Source organism: Pseudokineococcus basanitobsidens, assembly GCF_037482545.1.
Taxonomy (GTDB): Bacteria; Actinomycetota; Actinomycetes; order Actinomycetales; family Quadrisphaeraceae; genus Pseudokineococcus; species Pseudokineococcus basanitobsidens.
The window spans coordinates 1-18,360 of the sequence record NZ_JBBIAA010000023.1 but is presented as its reverse complement, the minus strand read 5'-3'; the positions used below and the strand labels follow the sequence as shown (position 1 = coordinate 18,360).

22 protein-coding genes are annotated in these 18,360 nt (G+C 74.8%); 13 read left to right on the top strand and 9 right to left on the bottom strand.

Annotated elements, in window-relative coordinates; translation table 11 throughout:
* Positions 1-115: 115 nt before the first annotated feature.
* Positions 116-478 (bottom strand): DNA polymerase ligase N-terminal domain-containing protein, encoded by a 363-nt coding sequence (locus tag WDZ17_RS14230; RefSeq protein ID WP_339575833.1) that lies wholly within the window; start codon positions 476-478, stop codon positions 116-118.
* Between the two features lie 549 nt (positions 479-1,027).
* On the opposite strand from WDZ17_RS14230, the gene WDZ17_RS14225 reads away from it, so the two are divergent.
* The 5 genes from WDZ17_RS14225 (at position 1,028) to WDZ17_RS14205 (ending at position 4,555) form a co-directional block, all read left to right on the top strand.
* Entirely contained in the window at positions 1,028-1,798 is a 771-nt protein-coding gene (locus WDZ17_RS14225; RefSeq protein WP_339575832.1) for a hypothetical protein, read from the top strand.
* The gene (locus tag WDZ17_RS14220) at positions 1,795-2,229 is read left to right on the top strand and encodes a phage holin family protein (RefSeq protein WP_339575831.1); all 435 of its coding nucleotides are present in this window, start codon (positions 1,795-1,797) and stop codon (positions 2,227-2,229) included. The genes WDZ17_RS14225 and WDZ17_RS14220 overlap by 4 nt, the downstream gene beginning before the upstream one ends.
* On the top strand, positions 2,226-2,837 hold the full coding sequence (locus WDZ17_RS14215; RefSeq protein WP_339575830.1) for a DUF3618 domain-containing protein: 612 nt from the start codon (positions 2,226-2,228) through the stop codon (positions 2,835-2,837). The genes WDZ17_RS14220 and WDZ17_RS14215 overlap by 4 nt, the downstream gene beginning before the upstream one ends.
* 105 nt (positions 2,838-2,942) lie before the next feature.
* Entirely contained in the window at positions 2,943-3,140 is a 198-nt protein-coding gene (locus WDZ17_RS14210) for a hypothetical protein (protein WP_339575829.1), read from the top strand.
* Between the two features lie 140 nt (positions 3,141-3,280).
* On the top strand, positions 3,281-4,555 hold the full coding sequence (locus WDZ17_RS14205) for an MFS transporter (RefSeq protein WP_339575828.1): 1,275 nt from the start codon (positions 3,281-3,283) through the stop codon (positions 4,553-4,555).
* 106 nt (positions 4,556-4,661) lie between these two features.
* On the opposite strand, the gene WDZ17_RS14200 is transcribed toward WDZ17_RS14205, so the two are convergent.
* The 4 genes from WDZ17_RS14200 to WDZ17_RS14185 all read right to left on the bottom strand — a co-directional run bounded on the left by WDZ17_RS14200 (position 4,662) and on the right by WDZ17_RS14185 (position 9,173).
* Positions 4,662-4,844, bottom strand: coding sequence for a hypothetical protein (locus WDZ17_RS14200; protein WP_339575827.1), 183 nt, complete (start codon positions 4,842-4,844; stop codon positions 4,662-4,664).
* Positions 4,813-5,214, bottom strand: a complete 402-nt coding sequence (locus WDZ17_RS14195; protein ID WP_339575826.1) for a hypothetical protein — start codon at positions 5,212-5,214, stop codon at positions 4,813-4,815. The genes WDZ17_RS14200 and WDZ17_RS14195 overlap by 32 nt, the downstream gene beginning before the upstream one ends.
* Positions 5,215-5,290: 76 nt before the next feature.
* The gene (pulA, locus tag WDZ17_RS14190; protein WP_339575825.1) at positions 5,291-8,353 is read right to left on the bottom strand and encodes a pullulanase-type alpha-1,6-glucosidase; all 3,063 of its coding nucleotides are present in this window, start codon (positions 8,351-8,353) and stop codon (positions 5,291-5,293) included.
* Between the two features lie 358 nt (positions 8,354-8,711).
* Positions 8,712-9,173 (bottom strand): VOC family protein, encoded by a 462-nt coding sequence (locus WDZ17_RS14185; RefSeq protein ID WP_339575824.1) that lies wholly within the window; start codon positions 9,171-9,173, stop codon positions 8,712-8,714.
* Between the two features lie 255 nt (positions 9,174-9,428).
* Between WDZ17_RS14185 and WDZ17_RS14180 the strand changes: the two genes are divergently transcribed.
* On the top strand, positions 9,429-9,749 hold the full coding sequence (locus tag WDZ17_RS14180; protein ID WP_339575823.1) for a nucleotidyltransferase family protein: 321 nt from the start codon (positions 9,429-9,431) through the stop codon (positions 9,747-9,749).
* Positions 9,746-10,078: a HepT-like ribonuclease domain-containing protein gene (locus WDZ17_RS14175; protein WP_339575822.1), complete on the top strand. Its 333-nt coding sequence runs from the start codon at positions 9,746-9,748 to the stop codon at positions 10,076-10,078. Before WDZ17_RS14180 ends, WDZ17_RS14175 begins: the two co-directional genes overlap by 4 nt.
* A gap of 175 nt (positions 10,079-10,253) precedes the next feature.
* Here WDZ17_RS14175 and WDZ17_RS14170 read toward each other — a convergent pair whose 3' ends face one another.
* The 3 genes from WDZ17_RS14170 to WDZ17_RS14160 form a co-directional block, all read right to left on the bottom strand.
* The gene (locus WDZ17_RS14170; RefSeq protein ID WP_339575821.1) at positions 10,254-10,601 is read right to left on the bottom strand and encodes a hypothetical protein; all 348 of its coding nucleotides are present in this window, start codon (positions 10,599-10,601) and stop codon (positions 10,254-10,256) included.
* 252 nt (positions 10,602-10,853) lie between these two features.
* Entirely contained in the window at positions 10,854-11,477 is a 624-nt protein-coding gene (locus WDZ17_RS14165; RefSeq protein ID WP_339575820.1) for a hypothetical protein, read from the bottom strand.
* Between the two features lie 416 nt (positions 11,478-11,893).
* Positions 11,894-12,136 carry a hypothetical protein gene (locus WDZ17_RS14160; protein WP_339575819.1) on the bottom strand — a complete coding sequence of 81 codons (243 nt, stop codon included), beginning with the start codon at positions 12,134-12,136 and terminating at the stop codon, positions 11,894-11,896.
* 389 nt (positions 12,137-12,525) lie between these two features.
* Between WDZ17_RS14160 and WDZ17_RS14155 the strand changes: the two genes are divergently transcribed.
* The 5 genes from WDZ17_RS14155 (at position 12,526) to WDZ17_RS14135 (ending at position 16,600) form a co-directional block, all read left to right on the top strand.
* The gene (locus WDZ17_RS14155; protein WP_339575818.1) at positions 12,526-12,810 is read left to right on the top strand and encodes a type II toxin-antitoxin system Phd/YefM family antitoxin; all 285 of its coding nucleotides are present in this window, start codon (positions 12,526-12,528) and stop codon (positions 12,808-12,810) included.
* Positions 12,807-13,097 (top strand): type II toxin-antitoxin system RelE family toxin, encoded by a 291-nt coding sequence (locus WDZ17_RS14150; protein ID WP_339575817.1) that lies wholly within the window; start codon positions 12,807-12,809, stop codon positions 13,095-13,097. The genes WDZ17_RS14155 and WDZ17_RS14150 overlap by 4 nt, the downstream gene beginning before the upstream one ends.
* Positions 13,098-13,356: 259 nt before the next feature.
* Positions 13,357-14,439, top strand: a complete 1,083-nt coding sequence (locus WDZ17_RS14145; RefSeq protein ID WP_339575816.1) for a Gfo/Idh/MocA family protein — start codon at positions 13,357-13,359, stop codon at positions 14,437-14,439.
* Complete coding sequence (locus WDZ17_RS14140) at positions 14,436-15,176, top strand: ThuA domain-containing protein (RefSeq protein WP_339575815.1); 741 nt, start codon at positions 14,436-14,438, stop codon at positions 15,174-15,176. The genes WDZ17_RS14145 and WDZ17_RS14140 overlap by 4 nt, the downstream gene beginning before the upstream one ends.
* A 161-nt stretch (positions 15,177-15,337) precedes the next feature.
* A complete protein-coding gene (locus tag WDZ17_RS14135; RefSeq protein ID WP_339575814.1) occupies positions 15,338-16,600 on the top strand; it encodes a hypothetical protein in 1,263 nt (420 codons plus the stop codon).
* An 11-nt stretch (positions 16,601-16,611) separates the two neighbouring features.
* Here the strand turns inward: WDZ17_RS14135 and WDZ17_RS14130 are convergent, their stop codons facing one another.
* Complete coding sequence (locus WDZ17_RS14130; RefSeq protein ID WP_339575813.1) at positions 16,612-17,190, bottom strand: hypothetical protein; 579 nt, start codon at positions 17,188-17,190, stop codon at positions 16,612-16,614.
* A 114-nt stretch (positions 17,191-17,304) separates the two neighbouring features.
* Here WDZ17_RS14130 and WDZ17_RS14125 point away from each other — a divergent pair, with 114 nt between their 5' ends.
* Positions 17,305-18,312, top strand: coding sequence for an aldo/keto reductase (locus tag WDZ17_RS14125; protein ID WP_339575812.1), 1,008 nt, complete (start codon positions 17,305-17,307; stop codon positions 18,310-18,312).
* Positions 18,313-18,360: the final 48 nt, after the last annotated feature.

Here is an 18,360-nt window from a genome sequence, read left to right as displayed (position 1 = left end):
CCCGGGCCCGGCAGCGCCGCGGGCCCGGACGACATCGGGGTACCCGTCACGACGATCGCCGCCCGTGGCGGGGACCCCGACGTCGTCGGGTCGGGGACGCGGACCGCGTCGGACGTCACCAGGTGGCCGGCTGCTCCGTCGTGAGCAGCATCAGCCAGTCGCGCTGCGTGCGGACGAGGGCGTAGCGCCGGGGGGCGGCACGGCCGTGCAGGGTCAGCACGAGCCGGCGCTCGTCCCGGCTGTGCTCCTCCCACCAGCCGGTGTCCGCCACGTCCTTGTCCTCGTCCTCGTACGCGAGGTGGTCGAGGTCGTGGTCGGGCACGGCGACGGCGAGACGTCGGTCCCCCGCCCGCTCCGGCAGCCCGCGGGGCAGGGCCCACGAGCGCAGGACGCCGTCCTCCTCGAGCCGCAGGTCGAGGTGGTGGGTCGGACGCCGGTGGTCGTGCAGCACGAACGCCGGGCGGGGCGGGTCGTCCACGGCGCCAGTGTCCCGGCCGCCGGTGAGGTCGCCGCCTGGCGCACCTCCACGTCGGGGCCGGCGCCGGGCCGCTCGCCGCGGGGGACGCCGGGCCGTGCCTGGTGCCTCCCGGGCGCGGGCAGACCTACCGCGCACGTCCAGCCTGAGAACCGGGGAGAGCCGCGCACGACCAGCCCGGGACCGGGGAGCACCACGCACGCAGTGGCCGGCGTGTCGCCGTGCCCCCGGCTCCCCGGACGAGCCTGCGCACGGCGCCGGGGCGGCCGCAGGGACGGCCTCACCGGTCCTGAGGTGCGCGCCGCACCGGCCGGGGCCATGCTCGGGCCACCGCTCGCGCGGGAGGCGTGACCTCCCCCGTTCTCGGCCGCCTCTCGGCGGACCCGACGCCCCGGACCCGGCGTCTGCCCTCCACCGGACCTCGGGGGCCCGGTGACTCGCAGGGCGACAGCTCGTCACCCCCGCCCGCCGACGGACCAGCCGCGGTGGCGCACAGCAGGCGTGGCCGCGCCCTCGGGCTCGACGCCAGGTCGTGAAGGACGGATGGACCCCATGAGCCAGAGCAGCGCAGGCTCGTCGGCGCACCGCGCGGACGAGCCCTACGACCGGACCACCACGGCGGGCGGCGACGGGTCGTCCACCGGCGGCGGGTCGTCCACGAAGGACCAGGCCCAGCAGCGCGCCGGCGAGGTCGCCGGCTCGACGAAGCAGGCGGGCCGCGAGGTCGCGGGCTCCGCGAAGGACGCCGGTCGCGAGGTCGCCGGGACGGCGAAGGACAAGGCCGGCGATGTCGGCCAGGAGGCGAAGACCCAGGCCAAGGACCTCTACGCCGAGGGCAAGGAGCAGCTCTCCCAGCACGCCGGCGAGCAGCAGAAGCGTGCGGCCCAGGGGCTCTCGTCGGTCTCGGGCGAGCTGCGCGCGATGGTCGACGGCAGCGACGAGCAGGGCCCGGTCACCGACCTAGCCCGCCAGGCGGCCGACCGCGTCGACGCGGCGGCCAGCTGGCTCGGTGACCGCGAGCCCTCGGGCCTGCTCGACGACGTGCGGTCCTTCGCGGGCCGACGACCGGGCGCCTTCCTCGCGCTCGCCGCCGGCGCCGGCCTGCTGGCCGGCCGGCTGGCGCGGGGGCTGAAGGACGCCTCGTCCGACGACACCGGCAGCAGCGGCTCCACGGGCCGGACCGGCACCAGCACCGGGACCAGCACCACGACCGGGACCATGAGCAGGGGCTACGGGACCGCCGAGGTGCCGCCCACCACCGGTGGGACGCCCCTCGCCGAGGGCACCTCGGCCGAGCCGCTGCGCGGCAGGGACGGCCTGTGAGCACGCCCGTCGGCGAGCCGACCCGCAGCCAGCCCGGCGAGCAGGAGGACCATCGCTCGATCGGCGAGCTCCTGAGGCGCGTCACCACGGACGTCTCGACCCTCGTCCGGCAGGAGATCGCGCTGGCCAAGGCCGAGGCGAAGGAGTCCGCGGCCCACGCGGGCAAGGGTGCCGGCCTCCTCGGCGGCGCCGGCGTCTCCGCGCACTTCGTCCTCCTCTTCCTCTCGGTCGCCCTGTGGTGGGGCCTCGGGAACGCCACCGGACGTGCCTGGTCGGCGCTCGTCGTCGCCCTCGTGTGGGCCGTCGTGGCCGCCGTGCTGGCCGTCGTCGGCCGGTCCCAGCTCCAGAAGACGAAGGGCCTGCCGCAGACGCAGCAGTCCCTGCAGCAGATCCCCAACGCAGCCAAGGGTCACGAGGAGGACAACCGATGAGCCAGAGCCCGGACGAGATCCGCGCCGACATCGAGCGCACCAGGGCGTCGCTGAGCAGCGACGTCGACGACCTCGGCCACGAGGCGAGCCCCCGGACGCAGGCGCACCGCCAGGTCGACAAGGTCAAGGGGCGGGCCACCGACCTCAAGGAGCGCGTCATGGGCGCAGCCTCCGACGCCTCCGACCGCTCGGGGTCGGCCTCCTCCGGCCTCAAGGACGCGGCCTCGGACGCCCCCGACCAGCTGAAGCAGCGCACGCGCGGAAACCCGCTCGCGGCCGGCGTCATCGCCTTCGGCGCGGGCCTGCTCGTCGCCTCGCTCGTGCCGACGAGCCAGAAGGAGCAGGAGGCCGCCCAGCAGGCGAAGGCCAAGGCCGAACCGCTGGTGGACGACCTCAAGGGCGCGGCCCAGGAGGCGGGGCAGGAGTTGAAGGAGCCCGCGCAGCAAGCGGCGCAGCAGGTGAAGGAGACCGCGCAGAGCGGCGCGCAGGAGGTGCGCGACGAGGGCACCTCGCGCGCTCAGGACGTCAAGGGCGAGGCCCAGGGCCGCGCGCAGGGCGTGCGCGACCAGGCGCAGGGCGCGGCCCAGGACGTGCGCGGGCAGCGCTGAGCAGCCCGGCCGCCCCGGTGGCGGCCGGTCGTGTGCGGGCCGTCCTCACGGAGGCCCGCACGAGCCCTCGCCGGCCGTCGGCGAGGCGCGAGACGAGGAGGCACCGTGCAGATCCCGAAGCAGCAGGTCATCGACTTCATCAAGAGCAAGATGGGTGGCGATAAGGCCCAGCAGGCGGACCAGGAGATGCCCGAGCAGGTGGACACCGAGAAGGACAGCGGCCTGCTCCAGAAGTTCGGCGTCGACCCGAAGGAGCTCATGGGCGGGGGCGGCGGGGGCATCGGCAGCAAGCTCGGCCTCTGACCTCCGCTCCGCCTGACGTGCCGACGGCGCCCGCGACGACTCGTCACGGGGCCGTCGGCACGTCAACGAGGTCGTCCGGCGCTGCCCGGCGGCCGCCGTCGTCGGCGGGGCCCCGGGCGTCATGTGTACGCTCGTACACCGTGACGTCGACGCCCGCGGTCCCGACCCGGCAGGACCGGCGCGCCCGCGCCGCCGTCGCCGCGCTGTTCCTCACCAACGGCGCGCTCTTCGCCAACCTCATCCCGCGCTACCCGGAGATCAAGGCCGGGCTCGACCTCGGTGACGCCACCTACGGGCTGGCCCTCGCGGCCTTCCCGGCCGGGGCCATCGCGGCGGGCCTGGCGGCGGGCGCCCTCGTCCGCCGCTTCGGGTCCGCGCGGACGGCCGTCGCCGGCACCGCCCTCACCGCGCTGGGCGTGCTGGGCGCGGGGTCCGCCCCGGGCGTCGCCGCCCTCGCGGGCGTCCTCGCGCTCGCCGGGGCGATGGACGCCGTCACCGACGTGGCGCAGAACGCCCACGGCCTGCGGGTCCAGCGGCGGTACGGGCGCTCGATCATCAACGGCTTCCACGCGCTGTGGTCCATCGGCGCGGTGCTCGGGGGCTCGGCGGCCGCCGGCGCCATCGCCCTGGACCTCCCGCTGCCCGTGCACCTGGGGGTCTCGGGCGCCGTCTTCGTCGCCGTCGCCCTCGTCGCGCTGCGCTTCCTCCTGCCCGGGCCCGACGGCCCGGGCGAGCAGGTGGACGTCGACGTGGTGGACGCGGCCGAGGAGGCGGCCTCGGTGCGGCGGCGGCGCCCGGTCGTCGGCCCCCGCACCGCGCTCGTGCTGGCCGCGCTCGTCGTCGTCGCCGTCGGCGGCACGCTCGTCGAGGACGCCGGGAACACCTGGGGGGCGCTGTACCTGTCCCGCTCGCTCGAGGCCCCCGCGACCGTGGCGGCCTTCGGCTACATCGCGCTCGTCGGCGCCCAGACGGTCGGGCGCCTGGTGGGCGACCGTCTCGTCGACCGCTTCGGCCAGCGCGCCGTCGCCCGCACCGGGGCCCTCGTCGCCGCGGTCGGCATGGGCGCCGCCCTGGCCGTCCCCACCGTCGCAGGGACGGTCGCGGGCTTCGGGCTCGCGGGCCTCGGCGTCGCGACGCTGGTCCCCGCCGCGATGCAGCAGGCGGACGCGCTGCCGGGCCTGCGCCCGGGGACGGGCCTGACGCTCGTCTCCTGGCTCATGCGGCTGGGGTTCCTCGCCTCGCCGCCGCTCGTCGGCCTCGTCGCCGACAGCGCCGGCCTGCGCGTCGGGCTCCTCGTCGTCCCGCTCGCCGGCGTCGCGGTCGCCGTCCTCGCGCAGGTGCTGCCGGGGCGGGGGGACCGCGGGTCGCTCGACCCGCAGCCGGTCACGGTGGGCACCACGTCGCCGCGTGCCTGACGGCGGACGCACCAGGGCGATCTCGCAGGCGGCACGCCGCCCTCCGTGCGGGAGGGGCTCCCGGCTCACGGCGCCCTCGAAGCTTCAGGCGTCGCAGAGCCCGGGCTCAGCCCGCGGGCGCCTCGTCCTGGCCCGCCGACGAGGAGGTCGCGCTCCGGGGCCGCGGGCGGGCCTTGGCGATGAGGAGGACGGCCGGGTCCGGCTCGCGGCCGATGGCGCGGAAGGCGTCGACCTCGGCGCGGGCGGCGTCGACCTGCTTAGGGGTGACGCGGACGACCTTCTTGGGCATCGCCCTCTCCTTCGTCCAGCTCGACGTCCTGCTCGGCGCCCTGCTCGGCGTCAGGGTCGCCCCCGAGGCTACGCAGGTCCTCCACGGCGAGCGAGAGGTCGGGATTCCTCGTCGCCGCCCTGATCCGTTCCGGCGTGTCCTCGGCGTCCGCGACGGCTCCGACGCCCGCCTCCAGCAGACGCCCGCCGAGCGCTCGCTGCGCCGCGTCCTCGGAGTCGATGAGCGCCCGGGCGAGCGACAGGGCGTTCGCGGCCCAGGCCTCCGAGCCCGCTCGACGGGCCGACCGCACCGCGCCGAGGTACCCTGCGGCGGCGCCGACGAGCGCGCCCACCAGACCGACCGCGGCGCTGACCCACGCGGACGCCCCCACGCCGAGGACCGTAGCGACGGGGGCGGCGGGGCGGACGGTGTCATCCACAGGCCTCGACCGTCGTCATGGACGGACGTCACCGCGCCACGAAGACCGCCGCGGTCCGCGCCGGCACGGTGACGGTGTCGCCGTCGACCGAGGAGCCCCGCACGACCGGGTCGGCGCCCGCCGCGAGCGCCGGGTGCAGCACCCACGTCACGGCGCCGGCGCCCGGGACGACCTGCGTCGTCGTCTCCGGCGAGGCGTTGAGGACGACGAGCACCCGGGAGACGTCCGGGTCCACGTCCTCGCCGACCGTGTCGTCGACCTCCATGGTGACGACGCCCGGCGTCTGGTCAGGACCGGCGCCGGGGAAGGAGACCTTCTGCTGCACCAGCTCCGCCGTGCCGAGCGAGAACAGCGGGGTGCTCGCGCGCACGGCGAGCAGCGCGTCGGCGGCGTCGCGCGCGGCGGCGATGCCCGTCGGCGCCGGCTGCAGGGCCGGGTCGGCCAGCAGCGGGCGCATGAGGTCCCACGAGTCCTCGTTGTCCGCCGCCGGCGGCAGGCCGCGGCCGAAGCCGTTCGTCCGCCCGGACCAGTCGAGGACGTTGAACCAGTCGCCGGAGTCGTAGCTGTTGCGGTCCAAGGACTTGCTGCGCAGCTGCTCGCTGCCGGCGTGCCAGAACGAGACCCCCTGCCCCAGCGCTGTCGTCGCGAGCGCGAGGGTCTGCACCCGCACCCGGTCGGCCGTCGCGGTGTCCTGGGGCAGCTTGAGGGCCAGTGCGTCGTAGAGGGTCTCGTTGTCGTGCGCCGAGACGTACGTCACCGCCTCCTGCGGGTCGGCCGTGTACCCGACGGGCTGCCCCTCGTAGTCCACGTCGGCCCCGGTGACCTGCGCGCCGGTGCGGTCGGTGAACCGGTAGTCGCGCAGGTTGCCGGTGAGGCCCACGCGGATCTGGTCCTGCGCGAGCAGCAGCCGGTCGCGCTGCTCGGCGGCGGTGCGGGTCTCGGCGGCGTTCGGGTCGGTGAGCAGCCCGCTGGCGAAGCCCTGCACGCGCGGGTCGGAGAACGGCGTGCCGCCGCGGACGGCGTCGCGCAACCGGTCGTTGAAGGTGCCCACGCCGGTGCCCGCCATGTTCGCCTGCGTGGCCTGGACGAAGCGGGCGTCGTCGGCCACCTCCCCGAAGTTCCAGCCCTCGCCGTAGAGGTAGACGGCGGAGCCGTCGACGCCGTCGCGCTCGGGGGTGAGCTCGTCCAGGGCCGCGCGGACGTCGAGGATGTTCTGCTTCGGGTGGTGCCCCATGAGGTCGAAGCGGATGCCGTCGAGCTTGTAGGTCTGCACGAGCGTGACGAGCGAGTCGACGACGAGCTTGCCCATCATCGTGTGCTCCGGCGCGGTGCCCGCGCAGCACGTCGAGGTCTCGACGGCGCCCGTCGTCGGGTCCAGGCGGTGGTAGTAGCCGGGGACGATGCGGTCCAGGTCGTTGCGGCCGTCCTGGCCGGCGTCGGAGGTGTGGTTGTAGACGACGTCCTGGACCACCCGCAGGCCGGTGCCGTTGAGGGCGGCGACCATGTCGCGGAACTCGCGGATGCGGGTCGCGTCCTCGGGGTCGGTCGCGTACGAGCCCTCGGGCACCGTCCAGTGCAACGGGTCGTAGCCCCAGTTGAAGCCGTCCTGCCCCGCGACCTCGGCGACGCAGGCCTGCTGCTCGGGGCTGTCGGGCGGGAAGGACGCGAGGTCGCACGGCGGCTCGAGCTGCTGCGAGCGCCGCTCCTCGATCGTCGCGATGTCGTTGACGGGCAGCAGGTGCACCGCGTTCAGGCCGGCGCCCGCGAGGTCGCGCAGGTGCGTCATCCCGTCGCTGCCCGCGTCGGTGAAGGCCGCGTACGTGCCGCGGTGGTCCGCGGGCACCGTGTCGTCGGTGATCGAGAAGTCCCGGACGTGGAGCTCGTAGAGGGACAGCTGCTCGGGGCGCGCCAGGTCCGGCTTCGCGAGGTCGTCCCACCCGGCCGGCGCCAGCGCGGGCGCGTCGAGGTCGACGAGCAGGCTCCGCCCCGAGTTCGTCGACAGGCCGACGCTGTACGGGTCGGTGACGAGGTTGTGCTCGACGCGGCCGGTCTCGGGGACGAAGACCTCGACCTCGTAGAGGAAGTACCGCCCCTCCCACGAGCGCTCGCCCGTGGCGCGCCACACGCCGTCGCGGTCGACGACCATCGGCGCGCTCACGAGGGGCTCACCGCCGGAGCCGGTCTCGTAGACGTGCAGCGTCACCGAGCGCGCCGTCGGCGCCCACAGCGCGAGGTGCGGGCGGTGGCCCCGTCCGCCCCCGCGTCCCCAGGACAGCCCGAGCTCGCGGTCCGCCGCCCCGGCGTAGACGTCGTCGAGGACTCCGGGCACCTGGACGCCGCTCGTGGCGAGGACCCGGCCGTCGGCGTCGAGCGCCGCGACGAGCAGCTGGCCGCGCAGCAGGTCGTCCACCTGCGGACGGCTGGAGCGCGGCAGCCGCAGCGGCGCGAGGTCGGCGAGGTGCGGCACGTCGGCCGCCAGGTCGGCGGGCAACGTGTCCCCGCTCCTGCGCAGCAGGTAGGACTGCGTGGCCCCGGTGATCGCGCCGTCGGTGAGCGCCAGGCCGCCGTCGCGGGCGCCGTAGAGGCGGAAGGACGCCGCCGCGGGGACGGCGTCGGCGTCCCAGGCGACCACCTCCCGGCTCAGCCAGTGCGCGGACTGCTGCTCCCCGACGGCGTCGGGGAGGTCGTCCGTGAGCAGGTGCGTGGCGTGGTCGTAGGTGAAGGTCACCGCGCCCCCGGGCGCCTGCAGCGGGATGTCCGCGCCGCCCGCGACGCCGCCGGCGCCGTAGTTCTCCGCCCACGAGCCGTTCACCGCGACCTTCGTCGCGTAGTCCCCGGCGGGGACGTCGAAGGTGGCGCGGTAGACGCCGGGCTCGTCGTCGACCGGGAGCAGCTCCGTCGCGGTGCACCCCGGCTGCCAGTCACCGGGGCAGCCGAGCTCGGACTGCAGCGACCCCACGAGCACCACGAGGCCCGGCTGGGGGGTGTGGTCGGCCGCCGCAGGTCCGGCGGCCGGCAGCACCAGGGCGACGGTGGCGGCCAGGGCCGCCAGCACCGCGGGACGACGGGGACGGGACGAGGACAGGGGCACGACGACCTCCGGGCACGACGGTGTGCAGGCCGACCGAGGCGGACGCACCGGCGACGACCGGACACTACGGACAGGCGCGGGCGGCGGCCAACGATCGTCGTCGCCCACCGCCGCCGGCGTCACGGCGAGGGCGGACGGCGTCACCCGGGACCGGCGTGCGGCCGGCGGGAGCGGGCGGCGACCAGGGCGGCGAGCTCGCGGCCGGGGCTGACGTGACGCCGGTAGGGGGTCCCAGGGGCGTGGTGGCCAGCTGCAGCCACAGCTCCAGCAGCGCCTGCGGGCCGGGGGCGCCCGGGCCGGTGGCGTCAGCCGGGACGGACTGATCTCCTCGAGGAGGCGTCGGTCCTCTGATGACCGGTCACGCAGCGACGAAGATGCAGAACGGGTGGCCGGCCGGGTCGGCGTAGACCCGCAACGGCTCCTCGGGGTCGTCGGTGCGGTCCAGGACCTCCCGCGCGCCGAGGGCAAGAGCTCGCCGGTGGCAGGCGTCCAGGTCCTCGAGCGTCGAGACCGTCATGTCCAGGTGCAGCTGCTGCGGCACCTCGTCACGCGGCCACGTGGACGCCGGCAGGGTCTCGACCTGCTGGAAGGCCACGGACACGCCACCACCTGGGGCGCGCAGCACCAGCCAGTCGGCCCCGAGAGGGTCGGGCCGCCCCGGGGATGGAGCCTCGTCTCCCTCGCGGTAGTCCCACCCGAGCAGCTCTCGGTAGAACTCCGCCACGGCCCGGGCGTCGGTGGCGTCCAGGACCACCTGGCGCAGCACCGGACGCACGAGGTGCGTCGTGGAACCAGCAGAGGAACCGGGAGGGTCGTCCATGTCGGCATGGTGCCGCTGCCGTCGAGCTCTACGACCGCACCGGCTGGCGCGTCGTCGACCACCGCGACGCCGACTGGACCACGCCCGAGGGACATCGCCACCGGGTGCGGGTCTACGTCCAACCGGCCACGACACAAGGAGGTTGCTGACGATGGACACCATCAGTGGCCGTGACGCGTCCCGCAGCCCGTCGACAAGTGGCACGTCGCTGCCTGCTTGACCGCCTGTGCCAGGCGCCCTGGCTAGCCTGAGTCGGTGCAGCAGCCGACCCTCGCCTCACGTCGCCTCCGCGCTGCGCTGGTGTCCCGACGAGCCGACGTCGACGAGGTGCTCGAGAGGTACGGCGCAGGCAACCTCCGCATGTTCGGCTCGGCAGCCCGAGGTGATGCTGGCGACGAGAGCGACCTCGACCTCCTCGTCGATCTCGCCCCGAGCTCTGGCAACGAGCTCCTCCGGATCGCCGGTCTCTCCGAGGAGCTGAGCGACCTGCTAGGGGTGCGGGTGGACGTGGTGGCGCGCACGCTGCTGCGGGCCGAGGTCTCCGCCACCGTCATCGACGACGCGGTGGCCGTATGACCCGGGCAGACGCCGAACGTCTGCAGGACATCCGTTCCGCGATCACCCGTTGCCTCGCCTACCGGGACCACCTCGAGTCGCACGAGCACGCCCCGATGGCCTACGACGCCATCCTGCGGAATCTCGCCGTCATCGGGGAAGCGGTTCGGGCTTTACCCGCCGACCTCAAGCGCGAGCACCCCGGCATCCCGTGGGCGTCAATCGCAGGCCTGCGCAACGTCGTCGTGCACGAGTACTTCCGCGTCGACACCTCGATGATCCGGGACGTCGTCGACAACCAGCTGGTGCCGTTGCTCGACGACCTCTCTGCGCTGGGCGAAGGGCCGTAGGGCCGGCCGCCCCGGCGCTGCGTCCCGGTCGGTGCGTCGATGACCTGTCCCCGACCATGACCCAGACGGGAGCCTCCCGCTGTCGATCGGCTACCGGCACGCTCCGCGTGACCATCCTCGAGCGGAAAGCCTCGGACGCTGTCGCCCCGTCGACGCGGATGACGAGCCTCCTCGGTCAGTCGCTCGTCGTGGCGGCGGTGCCCGGCGAGGACGCCGCGGCGCACGGGAACGCAGCTGTTCCCCCAGCATCGACCTCTCCGGAACCGACCAGCTCACCGTCGACGTAGGCGTCGAAGGGGCCCGGTGCCACCTCGATGCCCGCCGTGCCTGCCGGGTTCAGGTACACGGTCCCGACCACCTCACCGTCCTGCCGCACCTCGACGGTGCGGGTGCCCGCTTGGCCCGACTCCTCGGGCACGCACACCGAGACGCTCGCAGAGTCGGTCGGCGTCTCGTCCCGCCCGCTCCCGCAGCTCGTGAGCACGAGACCAGCCAGGAGCACCCCGCAGCCCGTCACCCTCACGCTGTGCGGACGCCACCTGCCATCACGACGCATCCCGGACATCGGCCCATGGCACCACGGAACCGCGTCGATCCTCATCCTCCGGGACCCTCGCAGTAGGGATCACCGGGCCGGCGTCGAAGCCATGGCAGGTGGTGATCGCGGGCGTTCTCCTGTCGCTTCCTTTCGCGCAGGGTGAGTGCCGCGAGGGCGTCTCCCGCGTCGGCGCCGGCTGCGGCGGCGCTCGGCGTGTCACTCGGGATCGCCGTCCGGTCAGCGTTCGTAGGTCAGCGCTGGCAGCGGCGGGGTGAAGACCAGGTCGACCGCGAGGTCGTCCTCACGGGCGTCGTCCGGCCAGGTCGCCGTGGCCGTGTGCCGTCGACCGTCCAGGAGCAGGTCGACGTCGTAGGCGAAGGGCGCCGTGCCCAGCGCCGCCGCCTGCTGGCCCTGCTCGACCGGCGCGGTGAGCAGGACCCAGCCCTCCTCCTGGCACTCGCCGTCGACCTGGGTCGGCTCGAGGGTCGTGGAGCGGCCCTGCGAGGACGTGACGGTGACGACGGCTTCCGCCTGCTCGGGACTGGCGGCGAGGTCGTCCAGGAGCAGCTCGACGCCGTAGCTGTCCACGGTCCCGTCGTGATCGGCCAGCACGGTCAGTGACGCGGTCGGGGTCGGCAGGGGGCCGTCGACGACCGTCGTCCACTGAGCGGTGACCGCCACGTCGCCCTGCGGGCCGCGCCCGAGGAGGTCGACGTCGTAGGTCCCGGCGGCACCCGCCGGCAGGACGCGGTACTCCTGCTCAGCGGTCTGCTCGACCGGCACGGTCTGGGCCCGCCCGCACGGCTGTCCGGCCGGCCGGAAGACCGCCTCGAACTCCCACCCGTCCGCCGGGAAGCTCACGACCAGCTCGTCTGCGTCCCCGACGTCGGTGGGCTCCTGCGGTGGCGCCCCGTCGGCGCACCCGCTGGTCCAGCACCACGTCCACGGCTGCAGCTCCACCGCGTCGCCCGCGCCCCGTACGACGACCGGCGGGGGGCCACCACCGGGAAGCGTCGACCCGCACCCACCCAGGCCGACCACCGCCACCAGGGCTACCGCCACGACGTGCCGACGCGCAGTCATGGCACTCCGACGGAGCTCATGGGCTCCAGGTTCCCCAGCGCGCGGAGAACTCCTCGACGTCCAGCAGGCCACTCGACCGAGTGACCATGCACCGGAGGCCCGCCCGACGCCGCCAGCCGAGACCACCCATCTGCCCGACGATCGGCGATCGGTCGTCCCGATCCTCGTTATCGCGCCGCCAAGACCCGGCGTGCTCAGCGCTTCGGGCGCCGGAGCAGGTACTCCTTGATCAGGCCGCCCTGCGACGAGGTGACAGCTGGTGGGCCGAGCACGTCCCAGCCGGCCGACGACAGGAGGTCCAGGGCGTTCATCTGGCTCCTGAGCGCAGCGCTGCCCGGGCTCACGGTCTCGTCCCCGCCCGTCGTCAGGAAGTCGATCTTCCCCGGTTGGCCATCGGTGATCGTCACCAGCAGGGTGCCGTGCTCGTGGTGGGCCATGCCTCAGGATGGAGGGACATCGCCACGCCGTCACCCCCGCCAGCACGGCGCGGCTGATGATCGGCTACCGGCACGCTGCGCGTGACCATCCTCGACTGGGAACGGACGAGCTCGAAGCAGTCGTGAAGCAGCGAGTGCCTTCTCCACAGGTCGCCCCACCGCGCCACGACGGCAGCTTGCTCGCCACCCGACGGTTCCGCACGGCTCCAGAGCACCGACCCCCGAACGGCCCCACCCCGGCGCGGCGGACCCGTGCCCGCCAACCGTTCGGCATCCGGCACCGGGTGGGCGGTGCGCCGTCCACTCCGGTGACCGACCATCGCGACACCTGCGGCCGATCGACGAGCGCCCTCCCCGGACGCCCGTGCGCGGACGCTAGGATTCTGTACATGACGACGCTCCCGCTCGCCGACGCACGGGCCAACCTGTCGAAGCTGGTGGAGTCCGCGGTGACCACCCACGAACGCTTCGAGGTCACCCGCAACGGCGACCGGGCCGCCGTGCTGCTCAGCGCCGACGACTACGACGCCCTGCTGGAGACCGTCGACGTCCTCAGCCGCGCCGAGGAGGTCCAGGCCCTCAGGGCCGGCCTCGACGACCTCGACGCAGGCCGCACCGCGCCCCTGGACGACGTCCGCACCTCGATGCGTCAGCGCGGACGCCTCCGGTCGTGACGACGTCGCACGACGAGGAGGCCGGCTACGACGTCGTCCTGACCCGCAGCGCCCGACGAGCGTTGGAGGAGCAGCTGCCTAAAGCCGTCGCCGCGGCCGCCTTCGAGTTCATCGCCGGCCCGTTGCGCACCGACCCCCGCCGCGTCGGCACGCCGCTCCGTGAGCCGCTCGCCCCCTTGTGGTCGGCCCGACGCGGGGAGTACCGGATCCTCTACCGGATCATCGACCGTCGCCTCGTCGTCGAGGTCGTCTCGGCGGCCCACCGCCGCGACGCCTACCACTGCTGAGCACGCCCTTCTCGACGCTGCACCGACCGGCGAGCGCCCGCAGCCGTTTCCCCGACCGCTCGACGACTCCTCGACGGGAGCGCCGAGTCCATCCCGCAGACGATCGCTGGCCGGTCAGCGTCCTGCAGACGATCGCCGACGCCGACCGTGTCGGCCTTGAGTCCGTCACGCGGCTCGCGCTCGGTGTCCTCACCGACGACACCGACGGCGCCGACGAGGACGGGGACCGGGAGGGCACCGGAACCGGTAGGAAGGAGCCATGAGCGACGACGCGACGACGACCCCGGTCCGGCTGGTGCACGTCGGCCTCGGCAACTGGGGCCTCGACTGGGAGGCCAACGCCGTCCCGCCCGTGGCGGAGGTGGAGCGCGTGGCCGTCGTGGACGGGCACGCCCCGACGCTGCGGGCGGCGCAGGAGCGGCTCGGGCTGCCCGACGACCGCTGCTTCTCCTCGCTCGCCGAGGCCTTCGCCGCGGTGGACGCCGAGGCGGTGCTCGTGACGGCGCCGATGGTCGCCCACGTCCCGCTCGCGATCGAGGCTCTCGACGCCGGCAAGCACGTGCTCGTCGAGAAGCCCTTCGCCGGGACCGTCGCCGAGGCGCGGACCGCGGTCGAGCTCGCCGAGGAACGCGGCCTGGTCCTGCAGGTGAGCCAGAACTACCGCTTCCGCCCCGCCGCGCAGGCGGCGCGCCGGCTCGTCGCCGAGGGGGCGGTCGGCGAGCTCTCCGTCGTCCACGCCGACTTCCGCCGGTGGGACCACGACGCCGCGGTCGGGGACAGCCGGCACTACGCCTTCCCGCACCCCCTGCTGTACGACATGGCCATCCACCACTTCGACCTGCTCCGCATGGTCACGGGCCGGGACGCCGTGAGCGTCTACGCCAAGGTCACCGACCCGTCGTGGAGCAAGTACGAGGAGGAGGCCGCCGCGGTCGTCGTCGTGGAGCTGGAGGGCGGCCTCGTCGCCAGCTACCGCGGCAGCTGGGTCAGCCAGGCGCCGCAGACGACCTGGGACGGCGAGTGGAGCGTCGAGGGCCGGGACGGGCGGATCACCTTCACCGGGCGTGGCGCGACGCTCGAGGAGGAGCAGGTGGAGCTGCGCGTCGGGCACGGCCCCGACCGCGGGGCCCTGGAGCCGGTCGAGCTGCCCGCTCCCGGGCTGGTCGGCCGGGCCGCCGGCCTCCAGCAGCTGGCGCGCGCCGTCCGCGGTGGGCCGCCGCCGGAGGTGACGGGCCGGTCCAACCTCGCGAGCGTCGCGCTCATGGAGGCCGCGGTGCGCTCGGCCGCCTCCGGCCGGGTCGAGGACGTCGAGCAGGTTCTGCCCGCCGAGGTGCTGTCGTGAGCGAGCCGCTGCGCGTGTTGGTGTGGAACGAGAACGTCCACGAGCGCAACGGCGAGCCGGCGGGCATGGCGGAGTACTACCCCGACGGCATCCACGGCGCGGTCGCCGACGCCCTGCGGCGCCACCTCCCGGACGCCGAGGTCTCGACGGCGACCCAGGAGCAGCCCGAGCACGGCCTGGGCGGCGACGTCCTCGACCGCACCGACGTGCTGCTCTGGTGGGGGCACATCGCCCACGAGGGCGTGGACGACGCCGTCGTCGAGCGGGTCCAGCAGCACGTCCTCGGCGGGATGGGCCTGCTCGTGCTGCACTCGGGCCACTTCTCCAAGATCTTCCGCCGGCTGCTCGGGACCACCTGCTCGCTGGCCTGGCGCAACGACGGCGAGCAGGAGCTCGTCTGGACGGTCAAGCCGTCGCACCCGATCGCGGAGGGCGTCCCCTCGCCGCTCGTCATCCCCCGGCAGGAGATGTACGGCGAGCTCTTCGACATCCCCGACCCGGACGACCTCGTCTTCATCAGCTCCTTCGCGGGCGGTGAGGTGTTCCGCTCCGGCGTCACCTTCACCCGCGGCCGGGGCCGGATCTTCTACTTCAGCCCCGGCGACCAGGAGTACCCGGTCTACCTCCAGGCGGAGGTGCAGCAGGTGCTCGCCAACGGTGTCCGCTGGGCGGCGCAGCCCGGGCTCGCACGCTCGGTCCCGGAGGTCAGCAACCCGCCGAGGACCTGGCTGACCTGAGGGCCCGGGGGGCCTGCCGGGAGGGGCGTCACGGCGGCGGCGGCGACGGACGGGCGAGACCGTCCTGATACCACCTCGTGACCTCTGCGTGACGGTGTGCCACGATCCCGGCGAGTCGGGCAGAACGCCCCCGTTCCCGCCGAGCCCCTGGAGTCATCTCCGTGAGAAGAGCCACCGTCGTCGCCGGCGCCCTCGTCGCCGCCGCCTCGCTCCTCGTCCCCGGCGCCGCCGCGGCGACCCCGACGGCCACGCCACCCGCGACCGCGCCGTCCGCGGCGGCGGCGTCCGCCTCGGTGCCGACGCTGCGCCCCGACCAGGCGCTCGCCGAGCAGGACGCCGCCTGCGCCGTGCCGTCCACCCGGGACCTCGCCGTCACCCGAGCCGTCCACCGCGTCGGCACGGAGATGCGCGTGTCCGCCAAGGTCATGCTCGCCGGCTTCGAGGCCGGGTGGGTCGAGTCCCACATGCACAACCTCAGCTGCGGCGACCGCGACTCCCTCGGCGTCTTCCAGCAGCGCCCGTCGCAGGGGTGGGGCACGCGGGCGCAGATCCTCGACGTCGACCACGCGGCGCGGGCCTTCTTCCGCGAGGCCCAGCGGATCGAGTCCCGCTACGGCGGGAGCTCGGCCGGGGCGCTGGCGCAGGGGGTGCAGCGGTCGGCGTACCCCTCGCGCTACGACCAGGCCCGCTCGACCGCGGAGCGGCTGCTCGCGGAGGCGCGTCCCCTGGCCCGCCCGGCGGCGAGGACGCCGGCGGACCGGTACCCCACGGACGACAACCGGCGGGCCCGTACCAGCTTCCCCTTCGGCACGAGCGCCGACGAGCACTTCTCCGGCGACTGGGACGGCGACGGCGTCGACACCCCGGGCCAGCGCCAGGGGACGACCATCTACATCGCCCGCGACGAGCGCGGCACCGACGTCGTCACCTTCCGCTACGGCTGGGCGGACAGCGACCTCGTCGTCGGCGACTGGGACGGCGACGGCCGCGACAGCATCGGCATCGCCTCCGGGAACGGGTGGTACCTGCGGAACAGCCTCAGCAGCGGCACCGCGGACCTGACGTACTCCTACGGCTTCGCAGGCAGCACGAAGGTCGTCGGCGACTGGGACGGCGACGGCGTCGACACCCCCGGTGTCGTCGCCGGCAACCGGTGGTTCCTGCGCAACCGGCACGCCGGGGGCGCCGCCGACCTCACCTTCGGCTACGGCCCCTCCCGCGGCGACAAGCTCGTCGGCGACTGGGACGGCGACGGCCGCGACACCCCCGGGGTCCGGGCGGGCAACACCTGGCTCCTGCGCAACAGCGCGAGCGGTGGCGCCGCCGACGTCACCGCCCACTACGGCCGCGCGACCGACGTCGCCGTCACCGGTGACTGGGACGGCGACCGGCGCGACAGCGCGGGGGTCTCGCGGGCCCGGTAGGGCACGGGTGCTCAGGCGAGCGGGTAGGACTGCTCCCCGGCGTCGCGGCCGATCTCGTCCAGGGTGCGCTCCACGGAGGCGAAGGTGTCGGTCCCGTAGGCCATGACGGCGCCGTGGTCGTCGTAGCCGCGGAACTGCGGCCCGTCGAGGAGCAGCAGCAGGCCGAGCGGGCCGCCGTGCTCCTCGAGCGCCTCGTCCGGGTCCACGTCGGCGTCCACCTCGAGCGAGCGGGCCCGCGCGTGCGCGACGAGCGCGTCGGCGTCGGTGACGACGAAGTCGTACCGCGCCTGCCAGCTGAAGCGGGCGCCCTCGAGCGGCTCCTCGTCCTCGTCGTCGTCCTCGAGCAGGTCGTCGACGTCCTCGACGTCGTCGCCGGTGAGCTCGTCGAAGGCGCCCCACTCGTCCAGGCCGGTGCCCCAGCCGCGGTCGTGCAGGGCCTCGCGCAGGGCGTCGGAGGCGCGGCGCACCTCGCCGAGCGCCTCGGCGACGACGGCCAGGTCGAGGCTGTCGAGGTCACCGCCGCGGCGGGTGAGCGCGGCGACGAGCTCCGCCGCGGCGCTCGAGGGCATGGTCATCGGCTCGTCGTCCACGCCCGTGACGGTAGGGCCGCTCGCCGGCCCGGTGCACCGGGCCCAGCACCGGGCCCCGCGCCCGACGCGCGTCTCGCCTGGCGGCCTCCCCGGGGGACGGCGCAGGGTGGCGGCATGGCAGACCAGACGTTCCCCACCCGCACCCTCGGCAGCGCCGCGAACGGCACGGCGCTGACCGTCTCCGCCCTCGGCCTCGGCTGCATGGGCATGAGCGCCTTCTACGGCGCGCTGGACGAGGACGAGTCGACGGCGACGATCCACGCCGCGCTCGACGCCGGCGTGACCTTCCTCGACACCGCCGACATGTACGGGCCCTTCACCAACGAGGAGCTCGTCGGGCGGGCTGTCGCCTCCCGGCGCGACGACGTCGTCCTCGCGACGAAGTTCGGCAACGAGGTCCTGCCGGACGGCGGGCGCCGCGTCAACGGCCGGCCCGAGTACGTCCGCTCGGCCTGCGACGCCTCCCTGCGCCGCCTCGGCGTCGACGTCATCGACCTCTACTACCAGCACCGCGTGGACACGTCCGTCCCCGTCGAGGACACCTGGGGGGCGATGGCGGAGCTCGTGCAGGCGGGCAAGGTCCGTCACCTCGGCATCAGCGAGGCGGCGCCGGAGACGATCCGCCGCGCCCACGCCACCCACCCCGTCACCGCCCTGCAGACCGAGTGGTCGCTGTGGACGCGCGACGTCGAGCAGGACGGCGTGCTGGCCACCGTCCGCGAGCTCGGCATCGGCTTCGTCCCCTACTCGCCGCTGGGCCGGGGCTTCCTGTCCGGGGCGATCCGGAGCACGGACGACCTCGCGGAGGACGACTTCCGCCGCTCCAACCCGCGGTTCCAGGGCGAGAACATGACGCGCAACCTCCAGCTCGTCGACGAGGTCCGCGCCCTCGCGGACGCCAAGGGCGCCACGGCGGGCCAGGTCGCGCTGGCGTGGCTGCTGGCGAAGGGCGACGACGTCGTCCCGATCCCCGGCACGAAGCGCCGCAGCTACCTGGAGGAGAACGTCGCGGCGGTCCGCGTGGACCTCGCCCCCGAGGAGCTGGACCGCCTCGAGGCCGTGCTGCCCGTCGGCGCGAGCGCCGGCGACCGCTACCCGGACATGAGCACCGTCCGGCGCTGACCCCGGCGCCACCTGTTCGCAGGAGGTGACCGTGCACGGTCACCTCCT

Coding starts and splice junctions, on each gene's coding strand:
- WDZ17_RS14225 (WP_339575832.1), top strand. CDS start 1,028: ATGAGCCAGAGCAGCGCAGGCTCGTCGGCGCACCGCGCGGACGAGCCC.
- WDZ17_RS14215 (WP_339575830.1), top strand. CDS start 2,226: ATGAGCCAGAGCCCGGACGAGATCCGCGCCGACATCGAGCGCACCAGG.
- WDZ17_RS14200 (WP_339575827.1), bottom strand. CDS start 4,844: ATGCCCAAGAAGGTCGTCCGCGTCACCCCTAAGCAGGTCGACGCCGCC.
- WDZ17_RS14185 (WP_339575824.1), bottom strand. CDS start 9,173: ATGGACGACCCTCCCGGTTCCTCTGCTGGTTCCACGACGCACCTCGTG.
- WDZ17_RS14175 (WP_339575822.1), top strand. CDS start 9,746: ATGACCCGGGCAGACGCCGAACGTCTGCAGGACATCCGTTCCGCGATC.
- WDZ17_RS14160 (WP_339575819.1), bottom strand. CDS start 12,136: ATGGCCCACCACGAGCACGGCACCCTGCTGGTGACGATCACCGATGGC.
- WDZ17_RS14155 (WP_339575818.1), top strand. CDS start 12,526: ATGACGACGCTCCCGCTCGCCGACGCACGGGCCAACCTGTCGAAGCTG.
- WDZ17_RS14145 (WP_339575816.1), top strand. CDS start 13,357: ATGAGCGACGACGCGACGACGACCCCGGTCCGGCTGGTGCACGTCGGC.
- WDZ17_RS14125 (WP_339575812.1), top strand. CDS start 17,305: ATGGCAGACCAGACGTTCCCCACCCGCACCCTCGGCAGCGCCGCGAAC.